Annotated in this window: 13 protein-coding genes and 1 riboswitch; of the genes, 1 reads left to right on the top strand and 12 read right to left on the bottom strand. The window is 64.7% G+C overall.

What is annotated here, in order from left to right; all coding sequences use genetic code 11:
* Window positions 1-386 precede the first annotated feature (386 nt).
* Window positions 387-1,682, top strand: coding sequence for a Zn-dependent hydrolase (locus ACX12D_RS00340; RefSeq protein ID WP_459372474.1), 1,296 nt, complete (start codon window positions 387-389; stop codon window positions 1,680-1,682).
* Between the two features lie 31 nt (window positions 1,683-1,713).
* On the opposite strand, the gene ACX12D_RS00335 is transcribed toward ACX12D_RS00340, so the two are convergent.
* The 12 genes from ACX12D_RS00335 to ACX12D_RS00280 form a co-directional block, all read right to left on the bottom strand.
* Window positions 1,714-2,985, bottom strand: coding sequence for a DUF445 domain-containing protein (locus ACX12D_RS00335; RefSeq protein WP_459372473.1), 1,272 nt, complete (start codon window positions 2,983-2,985; stop codon window positions 1,714-1,716).
* 121 nt (window positions 2,986-3,106) lie between these two features.
* Window positions 3,107-4,231: an ADP-ribosylglycohydrolase family protein gene (locus ACX12D_RS00330; protein ID WP_459372472.1), complete on the bottom strand. Its 1,125-nt coding sequence runs from the start codon at window positions 4,229-4,231 to the stop codon at window positions 3,107-3,109.
* A gap of 28 nt (window positions 4,232-4,259) precedes the next feature.
* A riboswitch (SAM-I-IV-variant riboswitch) is annotated at window positions 4,260-4,365 on the bottom strand.
* 62 nt (window positions 4,366-4,427) lie between these two features.
* Window positions 4,428-4,730 carry a type II toxin-antitoxin system RelE/ParE family toxin gene (locus tag ACX12D_RS00325; protein WP_459372471.1) on the bottom strand — a complete coding sequence of 101 codons (303 nt, stop codon included), beginning with the start codon at window positions 4,728-4,730 and terminating at the stop codon, window positions 4,428-4,430.
* The gene (locus ACX12D_RS00320; protein WP_459372470.1) at window positions 4,730-4,996 is read right to left on the bottom strand and encodes a type II toxin-antitoxin system ParD family antitoxin; all 267 of its coding nucleotides are present in this window, start codon (window positions 4,994-4,996) and stop codon (window positions 4,730-4,732) included. Before ACX12D_RS00320 ends, ACX12D_RS00325 begins: the two co-directional genes overlap by 1 nt.
* A 111-nt stretch (window positions 4,997-5,107) precedes the next feature.
* Window positions 5,108-5,692, bottom strand: a complete 585-nt coding sequence (locus ACX12D_RS00315; protein ID WP_441639263.1) for a helix-turn-helix domain-containing protein — start codon at window positions 5,690-5,692, stop codon at window positions 5,108-5,110.
* Window positions 5,693-5,778: 86 nt separating this feature from the next.
* Window positions 5,779-7,071, bottom strand: coding sequence for a M20 family metallo-hydrolase (locus ACX12D_RS00310; protein WP_459372469.1), 1,293 nt, complete (start codon window positions 7,069-7,071; stop codon window positions 5,779-5,781).
* 40 nt (window positions 7,072-7,111) lie between these two features.
* Window positions 7,112-8,401, bottom strand: coding sequence for an amidase (locus ACX12D_RS00305; protein ID WP_459372468.1), 1,290 nt, complete (start codon window positions 8,399-8,401; stop codon window positions 7,112-7,114).
* Window positions 8,402-8,413: 12 nt separating this feature from the next.
* Window positions 8,414-9,139, bottom strand: coding sequence for an ABC transporter ATP-binding protein (locus tag ACX12D_RS00300; RefSeq protein WP_441639207.1), 726 nt, complete (start codon window positions 9,137-9,139; stop codon window positions 8,414-8,416).
* Window positions 9,136-9,921: an ABC transporter ATP-binding protein gene (locus ACX12D_RS00295; protein WP_416050112.1), complete on the bottom strand. Its 786-nt coding sequence runs from the start codon at window positions 9,919-9,921 to the stop codon at window positions 9,136-9,138. The genes ACX12D_RS00300 and ACX12D_RS00295 overlap by 4 nt, the downstream gene beginning before the upstream one ends.
* On the bottom strand, window positions 9,918-11,048 hold the full coding sequence (locus tag ACX12D_RS00290; RefSeq protein ID WP_459374071.1) for a branched-chain amino acid ABC transporter permease: 1,131 nt from the start codon (window positions 11,046-11,048) through the stop codon (window positions 9,918-9,920). The genes ACX12D_RS00295 and ACX12D_RS00290 overlap by 4 nt, the downstream gene beginning before the upstream one ends.
* 76 nt (window positions 11,049-11,124) lie before the next feature.
* Window positions 11,125-12,054 (bottom strand): branched-chain amino acid ABC transporter permease, encoded by a 930-nt coding sequence (locus ACX12D_RS00285; RefSeq protein ID WP_441639211.1) that lies wholly within the window; start codon window positions 12,052-12,054, stop codon window positions 11,125-11,127.
* A 137-nt stretch (window positions 12,055-12,191) separates the two neighbouring features.
* A complete protein-coding gene (locus ACX12D_RS00280; RefSeq protein WP_150985396.1) occupies window positions 12,192-13,367 on the bottom strand; it encodes a branched-chain amino acid ABC transporter substrate-binding protein in 1,176 nt (391 codons plus the stop codon).
* Window positions 13,368-13,564 lie beyond the last annotated feature (197 nt).

Genomic DNA, 13,564 nt, shown 5'->3' with positions numbered 1-13,564 from the left:
TCCAGCGCTGCCGTGGCTCCCCTCTCCCGCATGGCGGGAGAGGGGTTGGGGGAGAGGGCGGGCCTGCGCAAGAGCGAGGCGCATCACGTTGAGCGAGCGCCCGCCCTCTCCCCCGGCCCCTCTCCCATTTCATGGGAGAGGGGAGCAAACCAGCGTTCCGCTTACCGCCACTTGCACCCGCGTGTAGTACCCACACGAATGTCTGAGGAACCCAAAAAATAAGCACCGCGCCTATTGAACCACGAATGCAAGCGGCTCGCGACGCACAACGAGCAGAGAAACATGCGTTTCATGGGCACCTCATGTGCACCGAAACGCCAGACCATCGTTTCATAGTGGACGCATTCCACGCATTCCACGCATTCCGATTGGACCCAGAAACACGCATGACCGCGCAACACCCACAGCAGGCAGCACAGGCAGCACAGGTAACAGAAGCAAAGCACACCCCACGCACGCCGCGCATCCACCCGGAGCGCCTGCTGCAAAGCCTGGACGATCTGGCGCGGCTTGGCGCCATTGAAGGCGGCGGCGTGCGTCGCCTGGCGCTGACCAACGCCGACGAGCTCGGCCGGGACTGGACGGTTGCGCGCATGCAGGCGCTTGGCATGGTGGTGACGATCGACGCCATCGGCAACGGCGTGGCCAGCTACGCCGGCACCGAGGACCTGCCCCCCGTGATGATCGGCTCGCATATCGACACCGTGCGCACCGGCGGCCGCTACGATGGCAGCTATGGCGTGCTGGCCGGCCTGGAAGTGATCGCCACGCTGCGCGATGCCGGCCTGCGCACGCGCCGCCCGATTGCCGTTGCCTTCTTTACCAATGCCACCGGCGTGCGCTTCCAGCCCGACATGATGGGCTCGCTGGTCTACGCAGGCGGCCTGCCCCTGGCAGACGCGCTGGCGGCCACCAGCATCGACGGCACCACCGTCGGCGCCGAACTCCAGCGCATCGGCTACAGCGGGCAAGCCCCGGTGGGCGCGCCGCGCGTGGACAGCTTTGTCGAGCTGCACATCGAGCAGGGCCCGGCGCTGGATCTGCGCGACCTGCGCATCGGCGTGGTGGAGAGCATCCAAGGCATCTCCTGGACGGAGTTCAGGATCGACGGCATGTCCAACAGCGCCGGCACCACGCCCATGGACCTGCGGCACGACGCCGGCTACGCCGCCATGCGCATCGCCAATTTCGTGCACGACCTGGCGCTGCGCTACGGCGACAGCCAGCTCGGCACGGTGGGCGCCATGCGCTTCGAGCCCAACATGATCAACGTCATCCCCGAGCGCGCCACCTTCACCGTCGACCTGCGCAACACCGATGACCAACTGCTCGCCCAGGCCGAAGCCGAGGTGCTGGCCTTTGCCGAACAGACCTGCCAGGCAGAGATCCTCAGCCTGAGCTACCGCATGCTGGCGCACCTGGAGCCGGTGGCGTTCCACCCCATGGTCATCGACCTGATCGAGCAAGAGACCGCCTCGCTGGGCCTCAGCCATATGCGCATGCCCAGCGGCGCCGGGCACGACGCGCAAATGCTGGCGCACCTGTGCCCGACCGGCATGATCTTCGTGCCCAGCGTCAAGGGCCTGAGCCACGACGTGCGCGAGTACACCGAGCCGGACGACCTGGTCAATGGCGCGCAGATCCTGCTGCAAGTGGTGCTCCGGCTAGCCAACCGGCCTTGACCGGCAAGGCAAGGCAAAGCAAAACGAACGCCTAGCGGGCGAGCCACGCCGGCAGTTGCGCGATCAGGTACAGCGCCGCGCCGATCAGCCCGCCGACCACCGTGCCGTTCATGCGGATGTACTGCAGGTCCTTGCCCACGTTCAGCTCGATCTGCCGGGACATGTCGCGCGCATCCCAGCTGCGGATGGTGTTGCTGATATGCCGCGTGATGAATTCCGCAAAGTCCGGCGCCATGTTGCGCGCCGCATCGCGCAGGTGATCGTTGAGCGATGCGCGCAGCGACGCGTTGCGCGCCAGCTCCGCGCCGATCCACTGGCCCGCCGCCGCCACCTTGCGGTGCGTGGCGGAATCCTCGCGCGCCAGGTCGCGCTTGAACCCATCGCGCCACTCGGCCCAAAGCCCGCCAACATAGGCGTTCAGCGCCCCATCCTGCTTCAGGTGCGCCTTCAGCGCCTCGGCCTTGGCGTGGAACGTGGCATCGTGCTTCAGCCGTTGAATCAGACGCTGCACGGCCGCATCGAAGCGCTTGCGCAGCTCGTGATTGGCGTCGCCCTCGATCTGGGTCAGCACGCGGCTCAGCGCCGCGGAAATCATGTCAGCGCCATTGCTCCCGATCCACTCGGTGGGAAGCAGCCGCTCCTTCCTGGGGTGATCGCTTTTCAGCCATTCCACGATCCGCTCCGAGATAAAAGCGCGGGCGGGCGGCTCGTTCAGCAAGGCGATCAACTGCGCGATCGTCTCATCGAGCAGCGCCTGGTGCCGATCGTTCCTGGTCAGGCTGTCGAGGATCGTCGCCGCGGACTCCGACAGATCGACCTTGTCGATCATCGTATCCACCGCCCGCTTCAGCAGCGACTGGATATTGCGCTCATCCATCACATCCAGCATGCCGCTCGCGAACTTCACCACCATATCGCCGATCTGCCGCGCGTTGGCGGGCGACTCCAGCCAGCGGGTGACCACCAGCGCCGGATTGTGCCGCTCGATCAGCGCAACCACGGACGGCACGTCCAGGAACTTCTCCTTCACGAACACCGCCAGGCCGTCCGCGATATCGTCCCGCTTGCGGATGATGATGTTGGTGTGGCGCGCAAAGCCCGGCAACGGAATCCGCCGGAACAGCGCCGCCACGGCGAACCAGTCCGCCAGGCCGCCAACCAGCGCCGCCTCCGCCGCCGCCCGCACGCCATCCGTCAAGGGCGCGCGCGGCAGGAGGACGGTGGTGACGAAAACGGCAAACGCGAACAGCAGCAAGGCCAATGCCTTGCGCTTTGCGACCCTGAGTTCTTCTTCCTGATGCATGGGATACCGGGCCCTGCTGCTGGGCTTGGAGATGGGATCGCCATCATAAATCGCATTCCGGACAAGACGATGTCCGGTCCGGCTATCGGCTTTCAAACGGTGCTGCCGTAGCGCACAGGACTCAAAGCCCGGGATACTTCGTCCAGATGCGCTGAACCAGCGCATCGTCTGCCGGGTCGATGCCCAAGTCCCACTCGGGGAACACGCTCAGGTCGTCAGCCAGCTCGGTGATCACTTCGCGCAGCTCCAAAGGCGCCAGCCACTCCGGCGCAATGGCCTCCACGCCAAGCAACGTGCCCAGCAGGTTTCCCGTGATGGCGCCGGTTGAATCCGAGTCGCCATCATGATTCACCGCCAGCACAACGCCGTGACGGAAATCACGCGCGACCAGCGCGCAGTATATGGAGATCGCCAACGCCTCCTCCGCCACCCAGCCCTCGCCCAGGCGCGCGATGGCGTCATCCGAGGCCACGCCAGAGTCGGCCAGCGCCTGCGCATGCAGGATGGCCAGCAGCGTCTGCTCGTGATCCGGCTGCGTGGACAGGCACGCTTTGGCGCTCGACAAAGCATCAGGCAGCGCAGCACCGTCGGCCAGCTCGCGGATCAACACCGCCAGCACGCCGCCCGTCAGCGACCCGCTTGGATGTCCATGGGTCAGCGCGGCCAGCTCCGTACCCAGGGCAAAGGCGTCCTGAGGCGATCGCTGCCCGGCGCGCCGCCACACAAACAGGCCAGCCGGCGCCACGCGCATCACGCCCCCGCAGCCCTTGCTGTCGTTGCGCGCGGGTTCTCCCAGCTTGAGCATGGCCTCCAGCGCCGACAAACAGGTGTTTCCCGGCGCGCGCCGGCTGTGCAGTGCCGCCTGCTGGTAAAGCCATCCCGGCTTGTCCGACAGCACATCGCGATGAAACGCCGGCTGGATCCCCTGCGTCAGCAACCAGCGCAGATAAGCGCGCGAGGCCGCGCCAGGCACACTGCGGATGCCCCCGCTGGCCTCGCCCACCCACGCCCGCAGCAAGCCCTCCGCCGTGAACAACGTCATCTGCGTGTCATCGGTGATGGTGCCGACGCCCCCGTAGGCCGGGGCGTAGCCGGTGATGCCGTCTTTTCCAAAGCGCTCGCGGATCTCCGCGAGCGACAGGAACTCCACGGGAGCGCCCAGTGCGTCGCCAACGGCGCCGCCCAGCAGGCAGCCCTGGAAGCGGCTGCGTGCGATCTCGCGATCAATGACCGAAGCAGAAAACAAAAAACCCTCCGTGCAAGGAGGGTCGACGCATGGCCCGTTTGGTTGCTCCTCAAGGAGCCACATCCGCTTTCGCGATCCACCTTGCCCGGGAAGGCAGGTTGGCTTGGGCGTCGACCCAAATCAGAATGTGGGCGGATTGGAACATGCGGGGTTGGAGGGTGTCAAGGGTGGGGGAAGCAGGTTCAGCCGGCGGAAACTACACGGCATCGCCGGAACCAAAGAGTGTGGGCATATCGCGGGCACCGTGAAGGACACGAATAACCGTCACTTCGTCATGGCTAGCCGAGAAGAAAATCACGTAGTTGCCATAGGCGCAAGAGCGGATGTCACTACCCAGCTCGGTTCGGCGGCGATATCCCTGAGCATTCCCCGCGATCCGCCGGCATTGCTCGCGCAGTTCCACAATGAAGGTCAGCGCACGCTCGAGGTTGTCCGCTGCGATGTAGTCTGCTATGGCTTCCAGGTCCAATTCGGCAAGCGGCGTGATCGTGAGCCGCATCAGCGATACTTGTTTTTATCAGCGGACCGATACTTGGTCTCGAGCCTGGCAAAGACGTCTTCAGCAGGCTTAGGCTCGCCGCTCGATATGCCCGCTGCGATCTCAGCACGCAGCGCTTCCAGTTCCAACTGGTTGCGCTGCTCCTGCTGCTCAAGCAATCGCAGACCAGCGCGCACAACCTCGCTGAGATTGTTGAAGCGTCCGCTTTGCACCTGTTCACGAATGAAGGTCTCGAAGTGACTGCCAAGGGCAACGCTGGTTGGCATTTTGGCACTCCTAACTGTTAACAACAGTTATTACATCAGACCGAACCGGAATCGTCAATGTGCGTTCGCCAGCTTGATAGATGTGCTTTTGAGTTACCTGCGAGCAGGCGATCAGAAGGTCGCCGGTGAGTTGACCCACAAAACCCGCGCCACGCCGGTGCCGGCGTTACGGTAACCGTGCGGCACGCTGCTCGGGAACGTGAACGCATCGCCCACGCCAACTGTGTAGCTCATATCGCCCAGCGTCAGCTCAAGCGTGCCTTCAAGCACATAGCCGACTTCCTCGCCGACATGCTCGATCTGCCCATCGCTGGCTTCGCCCGGTGACACGATGTGGATATTGGCCTGCAGCAAACCACCACGCTTGGCCAGCACAATGCGCTCCAGCGCGATGCCGCCGGCCTTGATGACCGGGCGCTCGCCCTGGCGCTTGATGGGGCTTTCGCTGGGGTTGTCCTCGCTCGTCAGCGCGGCGATATTGGTGTCGAGCGCAACCGCGAGCCGGTGCAGCATGGCGAACGACGGGGAGGCCAGGCCGCGCTCCAGCTTGGAGATCAGGCTTTCCGAACAGCCAGCCTTTTGCGCCAGCTGCAGCAGCGTGTAGCCGGACACGAGGCGCGCATGGCGCAACCGCACGCCCAGGCTGGAGGCAGGCGTCTTCTTGTCGTTCGGGTCGCTTTGATCTTTTGAGTCGATCTGGTCAACCGCCAGGGCGCTTTTGGCTTTCAATTCACGTTCCGTGCAAGACAAGTTGAAGATGAAGAACCCAGGCTGCACCCAGGTTACTGGTTCGCCAGCGCGGCCACGGTATAGGCCAGCGCCTGCGCCCCAAGGAATAGCTCGTGCGGCGCTGTTTCCTCTGCTGCGTTATGGCTGATCCCATCTTTGCTGGGCACAAAAATCATGGCCGTGGGGCAATGCTCCGCCAGGTACATGGCATCGTGGAACGCGCCGGACGTGAGGTGCAGCGGCTTGCCCTGCGATGCCTGCTCGCTGGCCCGCGCACAGGCCCGCTCGATCAGGTTCAGCATGGCAGCGGGAAAGTGCGTTGGCGGGCGCCGGAAAAAGCATTGGTACGTGATCCCGCCCTGGCGCGGCCGGGCCCGCTCAATCACGGCATCCAGCGTTGCCTCGAAACGGGCCAGCACGGCCTCGTCCACGCAGCGCACATCGATCGTGAATTCTACCTTGCCCGGAATCGTGTTGACGGAGTTGGGGCCAACCTGCCAGCGGCCCAGCGTCAGCCGCAACTGGCTGGCGGCCTCGGCAGCGGCGTAGGCATACAACTGGTGAGCGATGCCAACGGCGGTAGCCATGGCATCGCTGCGCTCGTCCATGGGCGTGGTGCCCGCATGCGCCATCACGCCGGTGCATGCCACGCGGTACCACCGCACGCTCTGGATGCCGGTGACCACGCCCAGCGGCACGGCCGCGCGCTCCAGCACCGGGCCCTGCTCGATGTGCAACTCCACGCAGGCCGACATCGGCCGCTGCATCGGGCGGCGCGGCACGTCGTCCGTGGCGGCAAGCGCGGCGTCCAGCGCATCGCCGAAGCGGATGTTGGCGCCGTCCACCGACGCGCGATACGCGGGCAGGCAAGCCGGGTCCACAAACGCGCTCGACCCCATGGCCCCGGGCCCGAAGCGGCTGCCTTCCTCGTTGGTCCAGGTCACCACTTCGATCGGGCGCAGCGTCTCGATGCCGGCGTCATTGAGGGCCGCGATGACTTCGAGCCCGGCCAGCACGCCGTAGGCGCCATCCAGCTTGCCCCCGACCGGCTGCGTGTCGGCATGGCTGCCGGTCAGCACGGGCGGAAGGTCCGCCTTGCCAGCACGGCGGAAAAACAGGTTGGCGCAATCGTCCGTGCTCACCTCGCAACCCAGCGCGCGCGCCTGCTCGATCAGGTAGCGCCGCGCGGCAAGGTCGATATCGGTCAGCGTTTCACGGGAGACGCCGCCATCGTCCCGACCGCCGAAAGCGGCCAGCGCGGCAATGGCCGCCTGCAAGCGGCCGCTATTGACATGGTCCTGCGCCTGTTCTGCCGCGTGCTGCGCCAGCGGATCTTGTTGAGTCAATGGATTCTCCTCGGATTCGGATCGGTCATATCACCGCGCTTCAAGCCACGCAGCGCTCAAGCGCCTGCGCGGCCGCAAGCACGCGCGCATCGCCCCGCTGCGGGCCAATCAGCGTCACGCCCACCGGCATGCCGTGCGCACCCGTGCCGGTAGGCACATGGACGCAGGGATTGCCAAGCAGGGTCCACATGCGATTGAACATGGGATCGCCCGTCGCGCCCAGGCCGGCCGGGGCCTCGCCCGGCGCGCTCGGCGCGAGGACGACGTCGACGAACTCGAACCTCTGCTCGAAGGCCCTGCGTGCGGAACTGGCGAGCGCCTGCGCGGCAAAGAAGCGGCTGCCATCGATGCCACGGCCCGCCGCCAGCAACGCGGCAAAGCCGCTGCTGAGACCATCGGGCCGCGCGCGCATTTCCGGCGCGAAAGCGGCTGCGGCTTCGTACGCCATGATGTCGATCTGGGCCTGCGTCAGGTCGTCGAATTCCGCGGGCAGCATCAGGTCGCTCAACACGGCGCCATGGCCCTCAAGCCAGCGCGCAGCCGAGTCCAGCGCACGCCGGCTGTCATCATCCGCGTGCGCCCAATGCGGCGTGCGGCAAATGCCAACGCGCAACGCCGTCGCCTGCCCGGTCTGCGGCGGCGTGAGCGGGAGGCGCGCCATCACGCCGATGAAAAAGGCAGCATCGTCGACGCAGCGCGCCAGCACGCCCACGGTATCCAGGCTGGGCGCGAGCGACTTGATGCCGGCCGACGGCAGCGTGCCATAGGTCGGCTTGTAGCCGACCACACCGCAATAGGCAGCAGGACGGATGATGGAGCCGGCAGTCTGTGTGCCGAAGGCGATCGGCACCATGCCGGCAGCCACCGCCGCCGCCGATCCGCTGGACGAGCCACCCGGCGTGCGCGGCGCATCGGCGGGGGCACGCGGGTTGCGCGTGGGACCCGGCTGGAAAGTGGCGAACTCGGTGGTCACGGTCTTGCCCATGACCACCGCACCCGCGGCACGCGCCATTGCCACACAGGCGGCATCCATGACGGGCCGATGCCCGGCGTAGATCGGCGAGCCATAGGTGGTGGGCATGTCGGCGGTGTCCATCAGGTCCTTCACGCCGATGGGCAAGCCGTGCAACGCGCCCAAGGCAGGCCCCGCATCCAGCAACCGCGCCTGCTGCAATGCCTGCGCCCCATCGAAATGCTGCCAGGCCAGAATGCCGGCCTCGGCAGCATCGATGCGCTCGATGTACGCGCGGACCAAAGCCTGCACGCTGAGTTCGCGCCGCGCCATGCGTGCCGCCAGCTCGCGCGCCGGCAGTGCCAGGAAATCGTGCATGCCTGTTCTCCGTCAGCCGAAGTACGCCGAGCGCACTTCGTCGTTGCTGGCCAGCGCTTCGGCCGTGCCCTGGGCCACCACGCGCCCTTGCGACAGCACGTAGCCATAATGCGAAATGGCCAGCGTCTGCCGCGCATTCTGCTCGACCAGCAGCACAGTGATGCCCAGTGCGTTGATCTGCTTGATGACCTTGAAGTTCTCTTTCACATACAGCGGCGACAGCCCAAGCGACGGCTCATCGATCACCAGCAGCTTCGGCTCCGCCATCAAGCCCCGGCCGATCGATACCATCGCCTGCTCACCACCCGACATCGTCCCCGCCAGCTGCGTAGCCCGCTCCTTCAGGCGCGGAAAGATATCGTAGACCTTGGCCAGGCGATCGCGCACCCGCGCCGCATCCGCCTCCAGATATGCACCCAGCGCCAGGTTCTCCGCCACCGTCATGCGCGGAAAAATCTTGCGCCCCTCCGGGATGCAAGCGATGCCGGTAGCGATGATGTTGTGCGTCTTCTCGCCAGCCAGGTCCTTGCCATCCCACAAGACCTGGCCCTGGCGCGGCGGCGTGAGGCCGAGGATGGCGCGAATCAGCGTGCTCTTGCCCGCGCCATTGGCGCCCAGGATGCAGGTGATCTTGCCGGGGGCTACGTCGATGGAAACGTCATGCAGCACATTGACCTTGTCATACCCGGTGGTGAGCCCTTTCACGCTGAGCGTGCCGGGGGAATTGAGCGTGCTCATGCGGCTTCCTCTCCAAGGTAGGCGGTCTGCACATTGGCGTCGGCGGTGATTTCCGTGTAGGTGCCCTCGGCGATCTTTTTGCCGTAGTTCAGCACCACGCAGCGGTCGGTAATGCGCTCGATCACGTTCATCTCATGCTCGATCAGCACCACCGACAAGTTCGGCAGCTTGCCGCGCACATCCAGGATGTCGCTCATCAGCGCATGCGTTTCGTCATGCGTCATGCCGGCGGAAGGCTCATCGAGCAACAGTAGGCGCGGCTGGCTCATCAGCGCGCGGCACACCTCGATGCGGCGGCGGTCGATCATGGTGAAGGTCTCCACGGGCTCGAACAACCGTGCCACCAAGGGCGGGCTGAAGATGTTCAGCAGCCCCTTCACCTTCTCCACATAGGCGTCGTACTCCGCGCGGAACGCCTTGCGCCGGAACAGGTTGAACACCAGCCCGTGCTGCATGTGCTGGTAGTCGCCGATGACGATGTTGTCGAATACCGTGAGCGGCAACGACAAGCGCGAGCGCTGGAAGGTCCGCGCCACACCGCTGCGGTAGATATCCTGCGGCGTCTTGCCGATGACGTTCTCGCCGTTGTAGGTGATGGTGCCGCTGCTCGCCTTGTACAGGCCGGTCAGCACATTGAAGAAAGTCGTCTTGCCGGATCCGTTAGGGCCCAGCAGCCCGAGGATCTCGCCCTCGCGGATTGTCATGTCCAGGCTGTCCAGCGCGGTCAGGCCGCCGAACCGCATGGTCAGGCCCTTGACTTCGATCATGGTCTTGTCACTCATCGCGAAGTCTCCCGGCCAAAGAACAAGCGCGTCTTGCGCGGCAGCAGCCCGTCGGGGCGGAACAGCAGGATGGCGATCACCAGCGCCGCGTAGAAGAGAAAGCGGTATTCCTGGATGAACTGCAGCTTCTCCGGCAACACCAGCACGATGATGGCCGCCGGAATCAGGCCGACCGCATTGCCCAGCCCGCCCAGGATCACGATCGACAGCATCAGCAGCGAATCCGAGAACGTAAAGTTGTTCGGCGCCACGAAGCCGGTGATCATCCCGTACATGCTGCCCGCGATGCCCGCGAAGAAATTGCCCAGCATGAAGGCCACGACCTTCCAGCGCGCGATATGCAAGCCGAAGGTGGCGGCGGCCGTCTCGTCCGTGCGCACCACGTCCATGCTCAATCCCACCCACGAGCGCTCCAGCGCCTTCACTGTCGCAAAGACACCGGCACAGATGCCGAGGCTGATCAAGGCATAGCTGACGTAGAACGACACGTCGACACCCGCCACCGTAAAGCCGTCGTTCAGCGCGTAACCAAAGATGGTCATGCCCGGCACCTGCAGGCCCTGCGGCCCGCCCAGCACATCGTTGACCTCGATGAAGGTCTTGAACAGGATGCCGAAGGCGATGGTCACCAAGGCTGCATAGTGCCCCCGCGTGCGCAACACCGGCGTGATCAGCATCGAGCCGACCAGCGCCGCGATCACGCCCGAGATGACGATGATCAGCAAGTGCGGAATGCCGGTGTGCATGGCCATCACGGCGGTGGCATAGCTGCCAATGCCAAAGAACGCCGCGCCCGCGAAGTTGGCCACGCCAGAGAAGCCAAACTGCAGCGTCAGGCCGAGGCAGGCCGTGGTGTACAGCAGCACGGAGCAGATCATCAACAGCGCGAAGTGCGCATCGTAGAACGCGGCGATCAGCGCCAGCGTGCCACCCACCGCCCACAAGCGGGCCAGGCCAGGACGGCTGGCGCCGGCCTCCTCGAGCGCGCGGTTGGCGCCCAGCTTCCGGCCGGCAATGACCGTCGCGATGGCAACGGCCAGCAAGATGGCCACGCTGAGCTGCGACTCCGCATGCAGGAACAACCACATGTAGACGGTCAGCGCGATGCCGGCCAGCGCCAGCACCACGGCGGGATGACGCCTGGCTGATGTGTGACTCTTCGAGGTATTCGGGGTATTCGGGGTATTCGTGATGTTCATGGTGTCAGACCCGCTCACTGGATTTTTCTGCGATCAGGCCGGTCGGCTTCCAGGCCATCAGCACGATGACAACGGCGAACGCGAAAACGTCCTTGTACGCGCTCGGGATATCCGGAATCAGCGCAGGCAATGTGGCGCTGCCAAGCACCTGCAGCGCGGCAAACAGGAAGCCGCCAAGGATGGCGCCGTAGATATTCCCCAGCCCGCCGAGAATGGCCGCGGCAAAGCCGATCACGCCAAGCAGCAGCCCCACATTGAAGTTGATCTCGTTGTAGTACAGCCCGTTCATCACGCCCGCCAGCGCGGCCATGCCCGAGCCCAGCGCGAACGTCAGCAGCACCACCGCCTCGAAGTTGATGCCCATCAGCCGCGCCGTTTCGCCATCCTGCGCCACCGCGCGGATCGCCATGCCGAAACGGGTACGCGTGATCAGCAGATGCACGCCGACGATGATGGCGATGCCGGTAGCCAGCAGGATCAGGTTATCGGCACGCAGCGACAAGCTGCCCAGCTCGATGGAAGCCGTCGGCAGCAGCGCCGGGAACGGCTTCGGGTTGGCGCCGTCGGGATAGAACAGCCGCACGGATTCGCGCATCACCGTGCCCAGCATCAGCGTGGCCAGCAGTGTATTGAGCGGTGCCGCCTTGCGCAGCGGCAGGATCAGGAATTTGGCAATCGCCGCGCCCAGCAGGCCGGTCACGCAGATCGCGCACAGCACCACCGCCAGCAAGCGGATCCAGGGCGACTGGATGTCGAGCATCAGCACACCGGTGGACGCCGCCAGGCCAGCAAACGCGCCGACCATCAGCGTATCGCCGTGCGAGAACTTGATCACATCCAGCACGCCGAAAAACAGCGTAAATCCCACGGCGACCATGGCATAGATCATGCCGAGCATCAAGCCGTTGAAGACGTATTGGCCAATCACACTCATCGAGTACCCCTCCCCCATCCAGACAAGAAGCCAGACGCCACGCGCACTCGTCCACAGGCCGCCGCGCCTTGCGGTCGCGGGCCCGTGGAATCGCCGGATCGTGGGATCGTGTTTTCCTGGTTTAACGCTTCGGTGATTTACAAGCCGGCAAGCTTCTTCTTGCCCTTGCCGTAGGTGCTGTCCTCCCAGATCACCCACTTGCCATCCTCGACCACATACTTGGTCACCAGCGGCACGATGTTCTGGCGATGGTCATCGAACGTCACCTTGCCGATGATGGTGTCGGCATCCTTGGTCGCATTGAGCGTGTCGCGCACCTTCTTGCGATCCGGCCCCACCTTCTCCACCGCATCCATGATCAGGTTGGCCGCGGCAAACGCAAACGGGCCATACGCCTCAGGCGGATCGCTGTACTTCTGCTGCGAATACTTGCCCGCGAAGAACAAGCCGCCGGGCAGCTTCTCCCACGGCGCGCCCTCGATAAAGGCCAGCGAGCCCTCGGCCTGCTCCTTGCCCGTACCCTGGATATACGCATCGGACTTGATGCCCGACGTCCCCTCGAACTGCGCCTTGATGCCCAGCTTCTCCATCTGCGTGCGGATACGCACGCCCAGCGGCGTGAGGCCGCCAAAGTAGACAACGTCCGGCTTCAGCTCGCGGATCTTGGTCAGCTCCGTCGTGAAATCCTGCTGGTCGGCCGTCACGCCGAACGTACCCAGCACCGTGCCACCATCCTTTTTCAGGAACTCGCTGAAGTACTTGTTATGGCCTTTGCCGTAATCCGTGGTGTCATGGATGATCGCCCACTTCTTGTAGCCCAGGCCCGTCATGAACTTCGCCGCAACCTCGCTCTGGTTGATCATCGTGCCGTTGACGCGATGGATCTCCTTGAAGTTATTGCCGTAAGTGACATCCGGCAACACGGCGCCCCACACCACGGCCGGCATGCCAAAGCGGTTGTACACGCCAACCGTACCCATCGCCACGGCCGAGCAGAAATGCGTCACCCCCGCCACGATGCTCTTGTCGGCAGCAATCTTGGTCGCCACCTGCACGCCCACGTTGGGGCGGCACTCATCGTCCTGCGTGACCAGCTCATAGGTGTACTTCGACTTCGGGTCAGCATTGCGCAAGCGAACCGCCAGGTCGGCGGAGTTGCGCCCACCCAGGCCGATGGACGACACGCCGCCAGTCAGCGGGCCCACGAAGGCAATCTTGACGACATCCTTGGCGGCAGCCGGCGCGGACATCCCGGCCAACCCGGCCGAGGCCAGCAACAAGGCAGCGGCAACTACGGTGTTCTTCTTGCGCACTCTCATCCCCTTCGACACGTGGACAAACGGTTGGTATTCAAGTCACTCGAGCAAAACTACATGCGACTTTCTCTAAATTCAAGTTACTTGAATTCTGCGTCGCAACAACCGTGCCAGTGACTTTGGGGGTGTCCAGGGATGGAAAACGCCGCAATGGCGGCCGAAGACGCCCGTGGCAGGCGGCAGTTACGTGCGCC

This window comes from Cupriavidus sp. PET2-C1, from assembly GCF_054515855.1.
The sequence above is the reverse complement of the archived record's forward strand: the minus strand, read 5'-3'. Positions and strand labels throughout refer to the sequence as shown.